18 protein-coding genes, 1 tRNA gene and 1 other RNA gene are annotated in these 17808 nt (G+C 30.8%); 7 read left to right on the plus strand and 13 right to left on the minus strand.

The genetic code is table 11. From position 1 onward, the window contains the following. Position 1: 1 nt before the first annotated feature. The 4 genes from dxr to FBF22_RS06530 are packed head-to-tail and all read right to left on the minus strand — an operon-like array spanning position 2 to position 3450. Positions 2 to 1072: a 1-deoxy-D-xylulose-5-phosphate reductoisomerase gene (gene dxr, locus FBF22_RS06515; RefSeq protein WP_002884178.1), complete on the minus strand. Its 1071-nt coding sequence runs from the start codon at positions 1070 to 1072 to the stop codon at positions 2 to 4. Further along, a complete protein-coding gene (locus tag FBF22_RS06520; RefSeq protein ID WP_002884177.1) occupies positions 1069 to 1794 on the minus strand; it encodes a phosphatidate cytidylyltransferase in 726 nt (241 codons plus the stop codon). Before FBF22_RS06520 ends, dxr begins: the two co-directional genes overlap by 4 nt. An 8-nt stretch (positions 1795 to 1802) precedes the next feature. Continuing rightward, on the minus strand, positions 1803 to 2141 hold the full coding sequence (locus FBF22_RS06525; RefSeq protein WP_002875268.1) for a hypothetical protein: 339 nt from the start codon (positions 2139 to 2141) through the stop codon (positions 1803 to 1805). A 1-nt stretch (position 2142) separates the two neighbouring features. Continuing rightward, positions 2143 to 3450 (minus strand): NFACT family protein, encoded by a 1308-nt coding sequence (locus tag FBF22_RS06530; RefSeq protein ID WP_002884176.1) that lies wholly within the window; start codon positions 3448 to 3450, stop codon positions 2143 to 2145. Between the two features lie 61 nt (positions 3451 to 3511). Here FBF22_RS06530 and FBF22_RS06535 point away from each other — a divergent pair, with 61 nt between their 5' ends. From FBF22_RS06535 to ceuB, 6 genes are all read left to right on the plus strand, one after another. Further along, positions 3512 to 4087 (plus strand): molybdenum cofactor guanylyltransferase, encoded by a 576-nt coding sequence (locus FBF22_RS06535; RefSeq protein WP_002884175.1) that lies wholly within the window; start codon positions 3512 to 3514, stop codon positions 4085 to 4087. Then, on the plus strand, positions 4084 to 5073 hold the full coding sequence (locus FBF22_RS06540; RefSeq protein ID WP_002860788.1) for a phospholipase A: 990 nt from the start codon (positions 4084 to 4086) through the stop codon (positions 5071 to 5073). The genes FBF22_RS06535 and FBF22_RS06540 overlap by 4 nt, the downstream gene beginning before the upstream one ends. Positions 5074 to 5158: 85 nt before the next feature. Continuing rightward, positions 5159 to 6127: an ABC transporter permease gene (locus FBF22_RS06545; protein ID WP_002882700.1), complete on the plus strand. Its 969-nt coding sequence runs from the start codon at positions 5159 to 5161 to the stop codon at positions 6125 to 6127. Further along, on the plus strand, positions 6120 to 7058 hold the full coding sequence (locus FBF22_RS06550; protein ID WP_002884174.1) for an iron chelate uptake ABC transporter family permease subunit: 939 nt from the start codon (positions 6120 to 6122) through the stop codon (positions 7056 to 7058). The genes FBF22_RS06545 and FBF22_RS06550 overlap by 8 nt, the downstream gene beginning before the upstream one ends. After that, complete coding sequence (locus tag FBF22_RS06555; RefSeq protein ID WP_052786822.1) at positions 7055 to 7810, plus strand: ABC transporter ATP-binding protein; 756 nt, start codon at positions 7055 to 7057, stop codon at positions 7808 to 7810. The genes FBF22_RS06550 and FBF22_RS06555 overlap by 4 nt, the downstream gene beginning before the upstream one ends. A gap of 12 nt (positions 7811 to 7822) precedes the next feature. Next, positions 7823 to 8815: an enterochelin ABC transporter substrate-binding protein CeuB gene (ceuB, locus tag FBF22_RS06560; RefSeq protein WP_002867307.1), complete on the plus strand. Its 993-nt coding sequence runs from the start codon at positions 7823 to 7825 to the stop codon at positions 8813 to 8815. 72 nt (positions 8816 to 8887) lie between these two features. On the opposite strand, the gene FBF22_RS06565 is transcribed toward ceuB, so the two are convergent. The 4 genes from FBF22_RS06565 to nrfH form a co-directional block, all read right to left on the minus strand. After that, positions 8888 to 8977, minus strand: a tRNA-Ser gene (locus tag FBF22_RS06565). Positions 8978 to 9040: 63 nt separating this feature from the next. Next, a complete protein-coding gene (locus tag FBF22_RS06570) occupies positions 9041 to 9595 on the minus strand; it encodes a membrane protein (protein ID WP_002884169.1) in 555 nt (184 codons plus the stop codon). A 135-nt stretch (positions 9596 to 9730) separates the two neighbouring features. Next, positions 9731 to 11563: an ammonia-forming cytochrome c nitrite reductase subunit c552 gene (locus FBF22_RS06575; RefSeq protein WP_002884168.1), complete on the minus strand. Its 1833-nt coding sequence runs from the start codon at positions 11561 to 11563 to the stop codon at positions 9731 to 9733. Between the two features lie 14 nt (positions 11564 to 11577). Next, the gene (gene nrfH / locus FBF22_RS06580; RefSeq protein WP_050552387.1) at positions 11578 to 12093 is read right to left on the minus strand and encodes a cytochrome c nitrite reductase small subunit; all 516 of its coding nucleotides are present in this window, start codon (positions 12091 to 12093) and stop codon (positions 11578 to 11580) included. A gap of 163 nt (positions 12094 to 12256) precedes the next feature. On the opposite strand from nrfH, the gene FBF22_RS06585 reads away from it, so the two are divergent. Beyond that, positions 12257 to 14365 carry an RNA degradosome polyphosphate kinase gene (locus tag FBF22_RS06585; RefSeq protein ID WP_223209795.1) on the plus strand — a complete coding sequence of 703 codons (2109 nt, stop codon included), beginning with the start codon at positions 12257 to 12259 and terminating at the stop codon, positions 14363 to 14365. Between the two features lie 142 nt (positions 14366 to 14507). Here FBF22_RS06585 and FBF22_RS08630 read toward each other — a convergent pair whose 3' ends face one another. From FBF22_RS08630 to FBF22_RS06600, 5 genes are all read right to left on the minus strand, one after another. After that, the gene (locus FBF22_RS08630; RefSeq protein WP_002934884.1) at positions 14508 to 15458 is read right to left on the minus strand and encodes an autotransporter outer membrane beta-barrel domain-containing protein; all 951 of its coding nucleotides are present in this window, start codon (positions 15456 to 15458) and stop codon (positions 14508 to 14510) included. A 189-nt stretch (positions 15459 to 15647) separates the two neighbouring features. After that, positions 15648 to 16349, minus strand: a complete 702-nt coding sequence (locus tag FBF22_RS08635) for a hypothetical protein (protein WP_002902430.1) — start codon at positions 16347 to 16349, stop codon at positions 15648 to 15650. Beyond that, positions 16318 to 16785, minus strand: coding sequence for a hypothetical protein (locus FBF22_RS08640; protein ID WP_002860417.1), 468 nt, complete (start codon positions 16783 to 16785; stop codon positions 16318 to 16320). Before FBF22_RS08640 ends, FBF22_RS08635 begins: the two co-directional genes overlap by 32 nt. Before the next feature lie 200 nt (positions 16786 to 16985). Further along, positions 16986 to 17344: a transfer-messenger RNA gene (gene ssrA, locus FBF22_RS06595) on the minus strand. After that, a complete protein-coding gene (locus FBF22_RS06600; RefSeq protein WP_002783915.1) occupies positions 17345 to 17755 on the minus strand; it encodes a hypothetical protein in 411 nt (136 codons plus the stop codon). Between the last annotated feature and the right edge of the window lie 53 nt (positions 17756 to 17808).

A 17808-nucleotide genomic window follows, 5' to 3' on the forward strand; every position in this document is an offset into this window, starting at 1 on the left:
TTTAACTCCTTAAATACTCTCTTGTTTTAAAATCATACTCAAAAACCTCTTCTATACTTGAAATTTTAGGCACTCCAAAATGATCAAGGGCTTTAAAAATGCATTTAGTGATATCTAAAAATCCACTTTTATTTTCTAAAAAATTATAAACACCAACTTCATTAGCAGCATTGATGATAACACCTAAATTTGGCTCTTTTAAAAATGTATTTTTAAGCTTAAAAATAGGATATTTTTTTGTGCTGATTGGATGAAATTTTAAAGCAGGTATTTTACTAAAATCAACAGCCTCTAAAATAGGCGTATCTTGTTTTTCAAATATAGCATCTGAAATAGCTAGTTTCATATCTGCTTTTGAAAAATACGCCGTGCTAGCTCCATTTTTAAATTCACACATTGCATGCACTAAAGATCTTGGTTCTATTAAAGCATCAATTTCTTTAAAATCATATAAATGATAAGCCTCTATAATCTCAAAAAGCTTATTTGCCATAGTCGCACTATCTATAGTGATCTTTGCTCCCATGTTCCAATTAGGATGTTTTAAAGCATCTTTGACACTGACTTGATTTAAATCTTTGATTTTATACTTATAAAAAGCTCCGCCGCTTGCTGTGATATAAAGTTTTGCTATATTTTTTTTACCTTCGAGTAAAAATTTTAAAGCTGCATGCTCACTATCAACGGGTAAAAATTTAGCCCCTTTCAAAAAACTCCCAGCTACTACAAGACTTTCTTTGTTAGCTAAAGCTATGTTTTTGCCAAGCTCTTTAGCCTTTAAAGTGCTTTTAAGTCCTGCAAAACCTACAATGGCATTGAGTAAAAGTTTGTCTTGACATTCTGTTAAAATTTGCTCTAAACCTTCTTGCCCTATAAAAACTCTATCGTGTTTAACTAAATGCTTATTTTTTGAATCTTTTATGGCAACAAATTTGGGTTTAAACCTTGCGATTTGCTCATTTAAAAGAGCGATGTTATCCCCACAAGCTAAAGCAGAAATACGAATGTTTTTTAAAGCAGCAAGTTTAAGAGCGTTTACTCCTATGCTGCCCGTGCTTCCAAAAAGTATCATAAAAGAGCAACCATCACAAAAGCAGCAATGATCACCGCATCGATCCTATCGAGCACGCCCCCATGACCAGGGATAAGATCTCCACTATCTTTTACACCTGCTTCTCTTTTAAAATAACTCTCAAGAAAATCTCCAATCACTGCAAAAATCGCTACAAAAAACGAACAAAGCAAAGAAAGCCAAAAACTATAAACAAAAACTCCCAAAATAGTTCCAATAACACTCGCACAAATCAAGCCACCTATAACACCTTCTAAGGTTTTGTTTGGACTTGTTGGAGAAAAAGGAGTTTTACCCATAAGTTTTCCGATAAAATACGCCCCACTATCACAAGCTGCAACGATAATGATAAGCCAAAAAAGTGCAAACATACCCTGATCTAAATACACTTGCCAAAGTGCTAAAATAGGCAAACTAGGATAAATATAAATAAGAGCTGGTTTTAAGGAAGCCTTTTTATAAACCAAATATCCAACGACTAATAACAAAGCTAAAATCCCAAAAAGCAAAGCTTTATGCGACAAACTTCCCAAAATAAAAGCTATAGCCAAAGGGATAATAGAGATATTTTCTAAAGCAAAAAGTTTTTTTGCTTCACTAAAAGATAGATACAATAAAACCGCAAAAACGATAAAATTGATAAAAAATTGATCAATCAACGCGATAATAATAATAGCCCCTATCATCACAAGAGCTGAAATAATTCTAGTTGTATTAAACATATTTTTCCTTATATACTAATATCTAAGCGATGAATGCTTTGTGCGTCTTTAAAATTTGGATCTTTAGACTCATCTTCTTCATTTTTCTCATCATCGCTGGTTTTAGCTTCTTGATTGTGTTTTTTCTTTTTTTCTTCTTGTTCGGCTTTTTCTTTGATCTCTTCTTTGATTTCATGAGTCTCATTGACTTTTTCAAGCTTGTTCAAAGTTTTTTCTTTTTCATTAAATTCAGCCATATTTAGCGTAGCTGCAAAACCTTCTTTTGCAAGCTCATTGCTTGCTTGTGTAGCTGGATAAGCCATATTCTGATTTATATAATTGATACTTCCTAAAGGGCTAACTGGCATTTTAATCCTTTGTGATATTAATACTTTTAAAATTTGTATAATTTACAAACGCCTTTTGCTGAACCTTGACAAAATTTTTTAAGGTATAATCGACCCAATACGAACCTTTCTTTAACTTAGAAAAGCTTACACAAAGCCTTGCAGCAAATTCTATCACATCGAGGCTGATTTTTTGCTTGTTTGATACAATCAAAGTATGTGCGCTAGGAATATCCCTTACATGAAGCCACAAATCATCTTTTTTAGCATTTTTAAGTAAAAATTCATTGCCTTTTTCATTTTTACCCACGCAAATTTTAAACTCGTTAAAATAAAAATTTGCCACAAGATCTTCTTGTTTATGATCTTGATTTTTTTTGCTATTTTTTTTAGGTAGTAAAATTTCAAGCTCTATCTCACTCTTAGCTTGAAGCAATAATTCTTTCAAACTCAAGGTAAAATCTAACTTTTCTTTTAAATTTTGTCTTTGTATGTTTAAATTTTTAGCTTTTTGTTCTAATTTTTTAGCATTTTTATAATATAAATTAGCGCTTTGCTTAGGATTAAATTCAAGCTTAAATTCAAGCTCTTTGCCTTCAAAATCATCAAGCTTAAATTCCCTTTCATAATCTTTTAAAACACTCAAATTTGCAAACAATACATCAGCCCTTTTTCTGTATTCTAAAGCTTTTAAGAGTAAAGAATTTTCTTCATCTAAACTAGAAAAAAGTTCTTGTAAATTTTGTATTTTTTTATCTACTTGTGCAAGTTTTAAATTTTTTATTTGTTTGATTTTACTCTCATAAATACTTGTAAATTTGCGAGAAAAATAATCTGCAAAGTCTTTGATTTCCTCAAAATTTTCATCCATTTTATAAGGCTTTAAAGACTCTAAAATCACATTAGGTTTTACAACACGATAACTTTTATCAATGTGTCTTAAAGCCTCTATGATCAATTTTTTTTTATCTGTAAGAATAACATTGGTATTTTTACCCGTAAATTCAAAATAAATCTTGCTCTCATAGCTTTTATAAGCCTTATTAGCTTTTACACTAAAACATAAAATACGATTGCCTTCAAGGACTTTAACTTCCTTTATAAAAGCATTGCTAAAATACTTTTTAAGCATAAAATCAAAAGGTGCATTATAATTTTTTGCATTAAATTTAGCCGTATAAATCGCACTCATTGCACGAGTAAGATCAAAAATAAATCTTTCTCTATCAAAGCTTAATTCCAAAATATTGTCATTGATACGCTTGATAAAATCGATTTTTTTAAACCGAGAAAAAAAAGTTTGCAATTGTAAAAGTTCTGTGTATTTCATAAAAGAAATTATAAAATATTTTGGCGAATTTTGTGGTAGAATTACATTAAAAAGGAAATTTGTGCAGCTTAATGAGCTAAATTGCGTGATTTTATGTGGTGGTAAATCTAGCCGTATGGGACAAGATAAAAGCAAATTGATTCTTAAAAATCAAAATTTAACTCAATTTCAAGTAGATAAATTTTCTAAAATTTTTAAAAATGTCTATGTGAGTGCGAAAGAAGACAAATTTGAAAACCATTTTAGCTTGATAAAAGATTCTTTAGAATTTGAAGTTTACTCTCCTATGCTTGCGCTTTACTCTATACTTTCAAATTTTAAAAATGAATTTGTTTTTGTTTTAAGTGTAGATAGTCCTAAAGTAGGTGAAAATGAACTTTTAAAAATGCTTCCTTTTTTAGAACAAAACTATAAAATAATCATAGCAAAAACCCCTTTGCATAAACATCCCTTATGTGGCTTTTATCACAGCTCTTTAGCTCAAACTTGTAAAAATTTCTTAGAAAAAAATGAACAAAAAATAGGACTTTTATTTTCTGAGATTAAAACCAAAATTGTAGAATTTGAAGATGAAGATGCTTTTTTAAATCTTAATTTTTATGAAGAATATGAAAAATTTAAAAGCAAGTTAAAATGAGAAAAATTGCTTTATTTTTAAGCTTATGCGTTTTTATATGGGCTAGTGATTTACAACAAGCTTTAGAGTATGAAAAACAAGGCGATTATAAAAAAGCTATGGAAATTTACAAAAAACTCGCTTTAAAAAATTCATCTGTTTTGATTTCTCAAGAACAAAATAACTCAAGTGAAGCAACACAAATGCAAAATTCTATCACTATAAAAAAAGAAGAAAAACAAGACTTTTCTCGCTTAGCTTTGGCTAATTATCTTGGTGAAAATGAAAGCTTTAATCCCCTTGGCATTAGCTCTTATAAGATGAATTATTTTTTACCTTTTGCTTATAGTTTTAATTCTTTAGGAGTAAATAATAATAAGAGTGAGGCGAAATTCCAACTTAGTGTTAAAAAAAGACTTTTTGAAAATTTACTAGGACTAGATGAAAAATATTATATAGCCTATACTCAAACTTCTTGGTGGCAAATTTATGAGCATTCTTCTCCTTTTAGAGAAACCAACTATCAACCAGAATTTTTTATAGATCTTCCTTTATATCTTAAAGATTATGAATTTTTTAACAATCTACGCGTAGGTATATTGCATGAAAGCAATGGCAAGGGAGATGAGAATTTACAATCTCGCTCATGGAATAGAATTTATGTATCTACTGCTATTTTATATAATAAATTTTTATTTGTTCCACGCCTTTGGTATAGAATTCCTGAAAACAAAAAAGATGATGATAATCCTGCCATCTTGCATTATATGGGAAATTTTGATGTGAATTTAGCGTATTTAGGTGATGATTATTTTATCAATCTTATGCTAAGAAATAATCTTAAATTCCACAATAACAAAGGCGCTATACAAGTTGATCTAGGATATGATATTTTTAATAACGGAATTTATTGGTATTTACAATACTTTAATGGCTATGGAGAAAGCCTTATAGACTATAACAAACACTTGCAAAGACTTTCCACTGGATTTTTGATTTCTTACTAAAATATCCTTTGTAGTTTTATCATTTCTTAAAACAAATTTCATTACAATTTCATTTTTGATAATTATTATTACTATAAGGAAAGATTTGTTTTTTAAGCATATATTGAGTTTAAAAGTGCTTATAGCTTTACTTTTATTCTTTGGAATGATAAGTTTATTTATAGGAGTTATCAGTATCAATGTAAAAGATATTCTTAATCTTAACTCCACTCAACTAGAAATCATAACTCTCACAAGAATTCCTAGACTTATAGCAATTTTACTCACAGGAATGAGTCTTAGTATATGTGGGCTTATCATGCAACAACTCACGCAAAATAAATTCGTTTCCCCAACTACAGCAGGGACCATGGATTGTGCTAAATTTGGCATACTTATTTCTTTAATATTTTTTACTGGAGCGTCTTTTTTCACTCAAGCTATCATTGCTTCTATATTTGCACTTTTGGGTTCTTTTATATTTATCCAAATTTTAAGAAAAATCAAACTCAAAGATGTGATTTTTGTACCTTTGATAGGCTTGATGTTTGGAGGTATTATTAGTGCTATAACCACTTTTTTTGCCTATGCTTTAAATTATATACAAAATATCCAAGGTTGGCTACAAGGCAGTATGGCAAATGTTATGCAGGGAAATTATGAATTGCTCTACATTTCTTTACCACTTTTTATACTTGCTTATTTTTTAGCTCATAAAATCACCATAGTTGGCATGGGCGAAGATATAGCTTTAAATCTTGGAATTTCTTATAATGGGATATTATTTTTAGGCTTGATGATTGTAAGCATTATCACTAGCTTAGTGATTGTAAGCGTTGGAATTATCCCTTTTTTAGGGCTAATTATCCCAAATTTAGTAGCTCTTTATCTAGGTGATAATCTTAGAAAAAATCTTATCTATATAGCACTTTGTGGAGCTTTGTTTTTACTTGTTTGCGATATCATTTCAAGACTTGTCATCTTTCCTTTTGAAATGCCTTTAAGTATCACTACAGGTGTTTTAGGATCTTTAATCTTTATCTTTCTTTTGCTAAAAAGGAAAGCTTATGCGTAAAAAAATGCTGATTTTAAGCTTTTTAACACTTGGTATGATAGGGATTTTTATACTTGTGGATTTAAATGGCTTTGATGAGTATGCCTTAAAAAGTCGTTTTTTACAAATTGCAGCTATTATCATAGTAGCTATTTGTATCGCTGTTTCAACAGTAATCTTTCAAACTTTATGCAATAACAAAATTCTAACCCCTGCCATCATAGGATTAGATTCTTTATATATGTTACTTCAAAGTGCTCTTATCTTTTCTTTTGGTGCAGCTAATTTAAGTGTTTATAAAAACGATATCAATTTTTTAATCACTCTAGTTTGTATGGTGGTTTTTTCACTAGGACTTTATAAAATTTTATTTAGTAGCGATAGAAGTATTTATCTTATCATGCTTTTAGGCTTAGTTTTTGGGACACTTTTTAGCACTTTAAGCTCTTTTTTTGAAGTGCTAATCGACCCTGATGAATTCATGGTAATACAAGGAAGAATGTTTGCTAGTTTTGATAATATTGCTTTTGATGTTTTAATTCTTGCTTATATTATTAGCTTTTTAAGTTTTATATGGATTTTTCGCTATATGAAATTTTTAGATCCTTTAAATTTAGGCAAAGATTTAGCGATAAATTTAGGGATAAATTATCAAAAAATTTCAAAACAATTAATGATTATTATAGCTATTTTAACTTCTATTAGCACCGCACTTGTAGGTCCTATAACCTTTTTAGGGCTTTTGGTGGTAAATATCACTTATGAGCTATTTAAAACTGCAAAGCATAGTATTTTGCTAAGCGCTTGTATACTTATTAGTATTTTGGCTTTACTTGGAGGGGTGTTTTTTGTCTCTAGAGTTTTTGATTATAATGCCACTATAAGCGTGGTTATTAATTTCTTAGGTGGGATATATTTTATCTATCTTGTATTAAAGGGTAATAAATTATGATTAAACTAAAAAATATCACCAAATTTTATGATAATAAAGTCATTATTTCAGATCTTAGCCTTGATTTTCATAAAGGCAAAATCACTTCTATAATAGGAGCCAATGGCGCTGGAAAATCCACTCTTTTAGCTCTAGCAAGTCGTTTGATAAAACCTAGTAGTGGAGAAATTTATATCGATGGAATGAATTTAAAAAATTATAAAGAGCAAATCTTAGCACAAAAAATTTCCATTCTCAAGCAACAAAACAATATCAATTTAAGATTAAAAGTTGAAGAATTAGTCGCTTTTGGGCGTTTTCCGCATTCTCAAGGAAGACTTAATACAAACGATAAAATCAAAATCAATGAAGCTTTAGAATACATGGAACTTAACAACTTAAGAAATGAATTTTTAGATACATTAAGCGGGGGACAAAAGCAAAGAGCTTTTATAGCCATGATCATCGCTCAGGATACTGAATTTATAATGTTTGATGAACCTTTGAACAATCTTGATATGAAGCATAGCGTACAAATCATGCAACTAATGAAAAATTTAGTCAAAGACTTTAACAAAAGTATAGCTGTTGTATTACATGATATTAATTTTGCTTCGATTTATTCTGATGAAATCATAGCCTTAAAAGATGGGAAGCTTTTAAAACAAGGCTCAAAAGATGAAATCATCAATCAAGAAAATTTAAAACAAATTTATGATATGGATATACCCGTAAGTCAAATTAATGGTAAGAAAATTTGTATTTATTTTTAAAAAGGAGAAAATATGAAAAAATCTTTAGTTTTTGCATTTTTTGCATTTTTTTTAAGTCTAATCTTAACAGCTTGTAATTCAAACTCAAATGAAAACAACGCAAGTTCTACAACAAAAACCAACACTGCTACGGTGAAAGTTTTGCCTATTAGTATGAGCGATGAGGGTGATAGTTTTTTAGTGAAGGATAGTCTAGGAGAAAATAAAATCCCTAAAAATCCTTCTAAGGTAGTGATCTTAGATCTTGGAATTTTAGATACTTTTGATGCTTTAAAATTAAATGATAAAGTCGTTGGCGTTCCTGCTAAAAATTTACCAAAATACCTACAACAATTTAAAAACAAACCTAGTGTAGGTGGAGTACAACAAGTTGATTTTGAAGCCATTGATGCTTTAAAACCTGATCTTATCATCATTTCTGGACGCCAAAGTAAATTTTATGATAAGTTAAAAGAAATAGCTCCAACTTTATTTGTAGGTCTTGATAATGCAAATTTTTTAAGCTCTTTTGAAAACAATGTCTTAAGCGTTGCAAAACTTTATGGTTTAGAAAAAGAAGCTTTAGAAAAAATTTCAGATATTAAAAATGAAATTGAAAAAGCCAAAAGTATAGTTGATGAAGATAAAAAAGCTCTTATCATTCTTACAAATTCTAACAAAATTTCAGCCTTTGGTCCTCAATCTCGCTTTGGGATTATTCACGATGTTTTAGGGATTAATGCAGTAGATGAGAATATAAAAGTAGGCACACACGGAAAAAGTATCAACTCTGAATTTATATTAGAAAAAAATCCTGATTATATTTTTGTTGTTGATAGAAATGTCATCGTAGGCAACAAAGAACGCGCTCAAGGCATACTCGATAATGTGCTTGTCGCTAAAACCAAAGCAGCACAAAACAAAAAAATCATCTATCTTGATCCAGAATACTGGTATTTAGCAAGTGGAAATGGACTAGAGTCTTTAAAAACTATGATTTTAGAAATCAAAAACGCTGTAAAATAATATAACTTCGCAAGGGCTAGTCTCTTGCTTCGATACTTAATAAAATACTTGGGATTTTCAAGAAAGTTTTAGTGGCGGACAGAGAGGGATTTGAACCCTCGAGACCCGTTAAGATCTGCACCCTTAGCAGGGGTGTGGTTTCAGCCACTCACCCATCTGTCCAATAAAGTAAAGTATGATTATACAAAAAAATAAATAATACCTAGCTTAAAAAGCTAGGAAAAATCAAAGGCTAAGATAAGCCAAAAGCAAAGTTACAACAACCCCTACTCCAAGAACTGCAAATTGCTTACTTCTATCTTTTTTATTTGCAAACAAAGTAATCATAAGCCCTGAAATATAAAGCATAAATAAAGTAATACCAAAGCCTACACTAAGCACAGAAAAATACCAAGCACCCTTATCTTTATGAAGCATAATCATATCGCCAAGTAAAGATCTTGTTTTTAAGGTAATATTGTATTCATTAGTAGATTTTTGAGTTATATTAGCACTATAATGAGTTCCACCTATTGTTATACCTTTATCTTTACTTTTAATGATATCTGTATTAGATGGTACTTTTAAACCATTTGTTTTTAAAAACTCTATTAAAGCTTCTCTTTCTTTACCACTTTCTATAACTTTTGACAATTGATACTGCTCAACTTTTAAGCCCACATCTTGATTAATACCAAAAATATACGCTATACCCGTTAAAGCAAAAAGCAAAGCACAAGGCAAAAAGAACAAACTAAGATAGATATGAACCTGTCTAAACAATTTATTTTTATTGATCATTTTAACTCCTTTTTGATTATCAAAATTTGTGATATTTTGACAAAACAAAGTGAAGCAAAAGTGAATTTTAAATAAAAAGTTTATATTTTTTAAAACAAAGAAAAGAAAAAGCCCTATGATTATAGGGCTTAAGAATTATTTTTTATCAATCACTTGATAATTATAAGGAGCAAGCTCTTTATCATGCTCTAAAAGTTCTTTTGGAGGATTGCCATTAACATCTTTTTCATCTGCATAGTAACGCTCTCCAGCTTTATGATTATTAACATCTACTTTATAATAAAGCTCTCCTGGATTAAATTTTTGAATATCTTCAAAACCTAAATTTGAAGTTTTAAAATCTTTAATTCCATTTGCCGCTGCAATTTCTACAAGTTTAGTTTGTCCCATTCTTGCCATATCAACAGCTTGCAATAACATTCTTGAAGCTTCGCGAGGATTATGAAAACCAGTTGAGTTTTCAGCATTAACAAAATCTGCTCTCATTTGAGCTTTACGATGAAGTTCTAAAACTTCTTTTAGCTCTTCGCTAATTTTTTTCGCATCAGCTTTTCCATCGCTTTGGAATTTTTCCATATTGCCTAGTTCATCACGTAGTTTTTTAGTATCCATAATCAAACTAACAATTGCATACTCTGCCGTTCTTTGATCATGCGCAACGCTATTTTGTATGTCAAGCACTTGAGCTTTTAAATAATCTTCGCTTTGTTTATGACAAGACTTGCAAGCAGAGTTAATATCTCTTAAAGGAGAGGTGATATTGTGTTGAGTAACCTTTTTAGCCCCTTCTCTAACATAAGGCATATGACAATCCACGCAACTTACTCCATTTACAGCATGCACACCGCCACTATAAAGTTCACTTTCTGGGTGTTGAATTTTAATAATTTGTGCCCCTGTTAATTTATGAATAAAATCAGCTCCAAATACTCCACGAACTTTATCATAATAATCATCTAACATTTCAATTCTAAATGGTTGCCCTTTTTTCCACTCACTCCAAGGAAAAGTTAAAACTATACCATCGGTTTCAATCTCTTTAGCTTTATTACCATCTCTCCAAAATTCATACTCATCATAATTTTTCTGAGTTCCATTCCACCATTTTTTAGAACTATCATCTACAATAGTTTCACCCATTACTTTTACTTTTTCCCCTGTTGGTTTAAAATAGTATTCAACATGGCATTGAGAGCAAACTAAAGTTCTCATTTCTTCTCTTGTAGCTTTTACGCCTTGCACTGGATCTTTTTCATATCCTCTAGAAACTAAAGCATTAATAGCTGCTGGACGAGTAAGTCTTAAACTCATATCATTTGGATTGTGACAATCTGCACAAGTTACACCCATTCTTTTACCACCATGTGGACCTGCATGTTCAGGTGAATTTTCCACTATACCATCAACGGCTGGGATATTTTTAATCATAGTCCAATAATTTGTAGAGTTAAAAGCAGTAAAATCTCCTTTAGCAACATTTTTTATAAGCCATGGAGTCCATCCACTATGACAATTCATACAAGCTGCGGGCTGGCCTTTAAAAGCAGCAAGGCCGTGAGCATTAAGAAAATCTTTGTTGTTTCTTGCTGTTTTCATTTGATCTACTTGAACCCAAAAATGCCCTCTTTCTTCATTGAAATCAAGACTAAAAGGATATCCTGCCCAAAGTATGGTTAATTGAGGAAAGCGAATTAATTTTGAATAAGCTAAATTACCACCAAATTCAGTAGCTTTAGGCTCTTCTTTTTCAACTGTTAAATACATTTTTAGCTGCTCTGGAAAAACCTTACCCCATTTTTCAAAATTTGGATCATCATCACTAAGCAAAGAAAAATCAGCATTTGCTGCAATGGCATTTTTATTTGCTTCATCTTCTTTTTTTTGATTGATATCATTATTTAGCCATAAAACTCCCACTATAAGTAAAACCAAAACAACAATACCCAAGCGTAAAATATTTTTTTTCATTCATCTTCTCCTTATTAAATTCCGTGTTTATGTCCAACATCTTTATGACAAGAAGCACAATTTAATGACTTGTCTGCATGTGGATTTGTTGTAGCATTGATAGCTGTTTGAGCAAAATCTGCATGACAGCGTATGCAGTTTTCTTGCACCATTTTTCTGCTTTTTTCAGTCGCACTCAAATTTGTAGGCAACTTATCAAGTTTAAAAGTAAAAGCATAAGCATGTCCTAAACCACTTTGCGCTTTAGCTATCCACTTAGCTACAAAATTATGTGGCAAATGACAATCCACACAAGTTGCTCTTGGTTCGCCTTTGACTTTTTGAGAGTGTGGTCCTGCCATGTATTCGTTATAAACTTCATTCATAATATGGCAGTTATTACAAGATTCACTTGCATTGCTTAAATAAGATGTGCCCTTAGCGTTATAAAAAGTATAAAACCCAACCGCAAAGAAAACAAAAAGCAAAACAAGAAAAATAGTAAAAAGATTCGAAGTTTTCTTCAAAATTTTCCTCCTTAAAATTATCATTTCTTAAAATCTTCAATGAAACAACAATGTCACAGAATTTCCCAGAAATAAATTTTTTAATTTTAACATAGATGAATTTAATATAATTTTAAAGATATATTTACTCTTAATTAACCTAAAAAATTTAAAACTTTTATTCAATAATTTCAAAATAAATGATAAAATACAACTAAAAAAGGAAAAATTAATGCAAACAAGTCCTGATATGTTTATCAATCGCGAACTTTCTTGGCTTCGCTTTAATTCTCGTGTTTTAGACCAATGTTCTAAAAATTTACCCTTGTTAGAAAAATTAAAATTTATAGCTATATATTGCACTAATTTAGATGAATTTTATATGATACGCGTCGCAGGCTTAAAACAACTTTTTTCAGCTGGAGTTAATGCAAGCAGTAGCGATGAAATGACACCGTTGCAACAATTAAAAGCCATACGCAAATACTTACACCAAGAAAAAGAGCTTTTGGAGCGTTATTTTAATGAAATCACAAGTGAATTAGAAAAAGAAAATCTTTTCATAAAACATTATGAGAATTTAGATGAAAATTTAAAACAAAAATGTGATGAGTATTTTTTCTCCAATATTTTTCCTGTTATTGTTCCAATAGCTGTTGATGCTACTCACCCTTTTCCGCATTTAAACAACTTATCTTTTTCACTAGCGGTTAAAATTTGCGATAAAGCGCATCCTGAACTTGTAAAATTTGGAATGATTAGAATTCCAAGAGTTTTACCTCGTTTTTATGAAGTAAGTGCAAATATTTATGTTCCTATAGAAAGTATAGTCCATCAACACGCAGAAGAAATTTTTCCAGGCTATAAACTCTTAGCTTCAGCAGCATTTAGAGTGACTAGAAATGCAGATATGGTAATAGAAGAGGAAGAAGCTGATGATTTTATGATGATTTTAGAACAAGGCTTAAAACTTCGCAGAAAAGGAGCTTTTGTAAGATTGCAAATTCAAAAAGATGCAGATGAGCAAATCGTAGAATTTCTTAATACTCACATGAAAATTTTTCATAAAGATGTTTATGAATATTCTATTTTACTCAATCTCCCTAGCCTTTGGCAAATCGCAGGAAATAAAACCTTTACGCATCTTTTAAGCCCACTTTACACGCCTAAAACTTTACCACCTTTTGATGAAAATTTATCTATTTTTGACGCTGTAGAAAAAGAAGATATACTCATCATACAACCTTTTGAAAGTTTTGATCCAGTTTATAAATTTATCAAAGAAGCAAGCAAAGATCCTGAAGTAATTTCCATAAGAATGACACTTTATAGAGTTGAAAAAAATTCCAATATAGTTCAAGCTTTAATTGATGCTGCAAGTGATGGAAAACAAGTAACTGTGATGGTAGAATTAAAAGCACGCTTTGATGAAGAAAATAATCTTCATTGGGCGAAAGCTTTAGAAAATGCCGGAGCTCATGTTATTTATGGCATTACAGGTTTTAAAGTCCACGCTAAGGTTTCTCAAGTCATACGCAAACAAGGAGATAAACTTAAATTTTATATGCATTTAAGCACAGGAAATTATAATGCAAGCAGTGCTAAAATCTATACTGATGTGAGTTATTTTACAAGCAAAGCAGAATTTGCAAGAGATACGACAAGCTTTTTCCACATCTTATCGGGCTTTAGTAAAAATCGTCGCCTTCAAACTCTTTCAATGAGCCCAAATCAAATCAAAGAAAAAGTTTTAGAAATGATACGCATTGAAACAAGCAAGAAAAATGAAGGTGTGATTGTAGCTAAAATGAATTCTCTTGTGGATAGTGATATCATACAAGCGCTTTATGAAGCAAGTATGGAAGGAGTGCAAATCGATCTTATCATACGCGGAATTTGTTGCTTAAAACCTGATGAAGAATACAGCAAAAACATACGCGTTAGAAGCATCATAGGAAAATACTTAGAACATGCTAGAGTATTTTATTTTAAACATAGTGAGCCAAATTATTTTATATCGAGTGCAGATTGGATGCCAAGAAATTTAGAACGCCGTTTAGAACTTATGACTCCTATATATGATGAAAGAAGCAAAGCTAAATTAGCTCAATTTTTACGCTTGCAACTTAGTGATAATGTTTTAGCTTATAAGCTTAAAAATAATGGAGAATATGAAAAAATTCCTTCTTCTGAAAAAATCATAGATTCTCAACAAACCTTAGAAGAATATGTAAGTAAAATTTATAAAACACTTAAAAAAGATACAGATCAAAGTCGTGCAACGCACTTAGCTTCCAAACTTTTCAAAGAAAACTAAAAGTTTTTAGGGTTTTTTACTCTAAAGACTTATTTACTTGTTTGTTATAAAAAAGGGCTTTAAGATAAAGCCCTAGGAGATTTCCCATAGAAATAAACAATTATTTCTAAACTATAAAAAGATTTAGAAATGATTTTTAAGATTAAAATTTATACTTAAGTCCTACTTGACCACTTAAGTAAGTTTCATTTTTATTATCTACTTTACCTGCTAGTATTTGTTTAGCACCAAAGCCAAGATTCATACTGAGTTGATTTGTAAAATCTACATTACCCCCTACGATAATTTGTCCGTATGTTTTTTTCTTGTTGTTAGCTTCTACACTAGTAAAGAAAGCATTATTTACAGCTAGGTTAGCTGTGTAATCATCACCACTATTGATAACAAATTGTTCTATTTTTGGAGTTACAAAAATATAAGAGTTTTCATTCATATATTTTCTAAATTCAGCACCCACTTCAATACTTACAGAATTGTTTTTCATAGAATCAATATCTTTAGCAATAGCACCATTTTCTGTATGAGATGGAGTATAACTAAAATAATAATTTACTCCCGCAAAAGGTTTAATAAATAAAGTATTATCACTAAAGTCAAACACACGACCTGCATTAGCACTAAGTCCTAAGAATTTACTTGTATAATCTGAGTTATATGCACCATCTATTTGAACATTGTCTTGTTTAGTTGGAGAAACTTGAGCATAAGCTTTAAGATTAAGTTCCCATTGTGGAGCTATATTGATAGTAGAATACATACCTAATTGGAAGTTATCACTTTTTTGTTCTAGATTATTGTCTTTGATTTTAGCATTTGCATAAGTAAAATAAACACCCCATAAAACATCATCATTAGCTTGTTTATCTACACCTATAGTAGCACCATACATTGCACCACTATCTCCATCGATAATGTTAGCACCACCAAAAGCATTAGCCCAAACACTATTGGTATATTCATTTACATAGCTTGGTCTCATATCGCTATCTAAAGCAGCAAATTTAAGGCCATTCATTTTAGAAGCATAAGTTCCAAAAGGATTGTTTAACATTGCTACACGAGAACCTATAGAAACATCATTAGAAATATTCATAGTGGTATTTACTGCACTAGAAGCTGAATTTAGATTAGATACAGATTTACCTGTATTGTCTGTATCTTTTTTGATATCTAAAGCTAGTTTTACACCTTCTCTACTTGCTAAATCTGCTCCTATACTTCCTAATTGTTCTGTGATAGAACGAAGTGCTAGGATAGAAGCTTTATCATTAGAGTTAAGATTTCAATTTGAATTTTTATTTACTAAATCAATGTATTTTTCATCATCGATTTTACCGCCGTTTTTCTCAGCTTCTTCTAACATTGTTTGAAGTTCAGTTTTTTGTTTTTCAAGAGCTTCTTTGGCTTTTGCCCATTCTTCATCTTGATCGGAATCAAATTCATTTTCAAGCAATTTATCGATAGTATCTATATCTACTTGAAGTTGAACTAGCTTATCTTTAGCCGCTGCAGTAGCACCTCCATTGATCACTAAGCATTTATTGCCACCGCAGTTTTGAACGCTAAGTTTATAATCTACTAAGCCTTTTTCTCCATCGCCGTATTTATCTTCATCGCTAATATCTATTATAGTTCCTGCTTCCAAAGGATCTTTGCCTTGAACATCGGTTGAGATATAATCACTTGCGAATTTTAAAAGTAATGCACCCGCGTTATTATTTGATTTTTCTTCTAAGATATCTTTGTTAAAATCTTTAGCTTGAACTATTACTACATTATTTGCTTCTAAGTCTGTATAAGAGCGTTTCATAAGTCCAAAATTTGAATTTGTAAGATTTGCAGCTCCATTTACCTTAACAAAATTTCCATAAGTAGCAAAAAGAGTTTTATCGGCAGTAAAATTTCCATTTATAGTTAAACTACCATTAGCACTTTTTCCTTCAACTGTTCCATTATAAAGAATTATACCCGAGCCTTTTTTCATCCTCGGTAATGGCTTCATCTAATGAACTAGTCATAGTTAAATCTCCATTAATCACCGAAGGTGCAAAAGCTTGTAAAACTATATCTGTTGTTTTAACCTCTTTAGCAGTAGCGTTTAGATTTGTTACATAAGCAGGATGTTCGCTATTATTGTGTTTAAAGCTTAAAGTATTGTTTTTGCCGATACCAATGTTAAATCGATAATCAGCGCTATCATAATCATCGTTTGGTAAATCCCAAACACTCATTTTGATACTTAAATCTTGCCCTTTGTAATTATCAGGATTTTTGAGATTGATATCCTTACCATTTTCTTCAAAATAATTTCCTATATCTGAAGACTCTGTAAGATTGATTTCTTGCGCAAAAGCACCTGAATAAAGCAAAGTTGCTACACCTAAGCTTAGCAATATCTTGCTCGAAGCATTTTTCTTCATAAGTTTCTCCTTCAATAAATTTAAACTGAAGGAAAATTATACCCCCTAAAAATAAGCTTAAAAATAAAACTATAAATTTTTAATGAAAAATTATAAAACTTAATATATCAAAGTTTTAAGGGTAATAAATCGATCTTAACTTCATATAAAAAATTCTAAAAATTTGAAATAAACTTATGATTTACTTAAAATTAGCGTGATGGTGGAAGCGAGGGGAATCGAACCCCTGTCCAAAAATAATCCCACAAAGACCTCTACATGCTTAGCAAAGATGACTACTTCACCCTACTTCGCTCATCTTCCAAAACTCAAAAGCAAGGCTAAGACTTTATTTCACCTCAACGCTTGTCAAACGCAAGGCTACACTATCAAAGATGACCGAAAATTAAGCTAGATAGTATGACTTAAATTTCAGGCTCAACTGAACTTACGCAGCTTTAGCGTAAGCAGGAGCGAATTTAACGTTGTTTGCGTTTAATTTTATTTGGGCTTTTTACGCTTTGCCCAAAGCGACATGCCATCTAAGCAGACTTACTCCTGTCGAAGCCAAGTCGCTCCCTTATTTAGAAATAATATTTGGAACATTAACAATTAAAGGATTAAAAACCGCTAAAACAGAATCATCATTTTCATATGAACGACAATATTTTTCAAACTGATCACTCATCAAAAGCATCCAATCCGTAAATTCATCACTAGCAGGCCCATTAAAGCGATTTGCTTGCGCCATCATCTCTTCACAAAATACACAAAAATCAGTCACTTCTTCAAGATTTAAGCGTCTTGCTGCCCAAGCGGTATTGTGTGCTAAAGTTTCAAGCTCTTTTATGGCTTCTTTATAACGCACGCTATCGCTTCCAAGCTTGATGATTAAAGGTTCAAACCTATCGCACATGGTTCTAAAAAATTGTAAAAATTTTTCTATATCGTCAATTTCATAATCTAATTCTAATTTTGTTAAAATTCCCATTTTTAAACCATAATCATTAAAGTTTAATGTAAATTCTAGCAAATTTTAGCTAA

Origin of the sequence: Campylobacter sp. CFSAN093260 (assembly GCF_012890095.1) — a bacterium.
Taxonomy (GTDB): Bacteria; Campylobacterota; Campylobacteria; order Campylobacterales; family Campylobacteraceae; genus Campylobacter_D; species Campylobacter_D jejuni.

Excerpts from the sequence above, each read along its gene's own strand:
- FBF22_RS06575 (WP_002884168.1), bottom strand. The coding sequence starts at position 11,563 with ATGAAAAAAAATATTTTACGCTTGGGTATTGTTGTTTTGGTTTTACTT.
- ceuB (WP_002867307.1), top strand. The coding sequence starts at position 7,823 with ATGAAAAAATCTTTAGTTTTTGCATTTTTTGCATTTTTTTTAAGTCTA.
- FBF22_RS06525 (WP_002875268.1), bottom strand. The coding sequence starts at position 2,141 with ATGCCAGTTAGCCCTTTAGGAAGTATCAATTATATAAATCAGAATATG.
- FBF22_RS08630 (WP_002934884.1), bottom strand. The coding sequence starts at position 15,458 with ATGAATATTTCTAATGATGTTTCTATAGGTTCTCGTGTAGCAATGTTA.
- FBF22_RS06530 (WP_002884176.1), bottom strand. The coding sequence starts at position 3,450 with ATGAAATACACAGAACTTTTACAATTGCAAACTTTTTTTTCTCGGTTT.
- FBF22_RS08635 (WP_002902430.1), bottom strand. The coding sequence starts at position 16,349 with ATGAAAAAAGGCTCGGGTATAATTCTTTATAATGGAACAGTTGAAGGA.
- FBF22_RS06600 (WP_002783915.1), bottom strand. The coding sequence starts at position 17,755 with ATGGGAATTTTAACAAAATTAGAATTAGATTATGAAATTGACGATATA.
- FBF22_RS06550 (WP_002884174.1), top strand. The coding sequence starts at position 6,120 with ATGCGTAAAAAAATGCTGATTTTAAGCTTTTTAACACTTGGTATGATA.
- FBF22_RS08640 (WP_002860417.1), bottom strand. The coding sequence starts at position 16,785 with ATGAAGAAAAATGCTTCGAGCAAGATATTGCTAAGCTTAGGTGTAGCA.
- dxr (WP_002884178.1), bottom strand. The coding sequence starts at position 1,072 with ATGATACTTTTTGGAAGCACGGGCAGCATAGGAGTAAACGCTCTTAAA.
- FBF22_RS06540 (WP_002860788.1), top strand. The coding sequence starts at position 4,084 with ATGAGAAAAATTGCTTTATTTTTAAGCTTATGCGTTTTTATATGGGCT.
- FBF22_RS06570 (WP_002884169.1), bottom strand. The coding sequence starts at position 9,595 with ATGATCAATAAAAATAAATTGTTTAGACAGGTTCATATCTATCTTAGT.
- FBF22_RS06555 (WP_052786822.1), top strand. The coding sequence starts at position 7,055 with ATGATTAAACTAAAAAATATCACCAAATTTTATGATAATAAAGTCATT.
- FBF22_RS06520 (WP_002884177.1), bottom strand. The coding sequence starts at position 1,794 with ATGTTTAATACAACTAGAATTATTTCAGCTCTTGTGATGATAGGGGCT.
- nrfH (WP_050552387.1), bottom strand. The coding sequence starts at position 12,093 with ATGATAATTTTAAGGAGGAAAATTTTGAAGAAAACTTCGAATCTTTTT.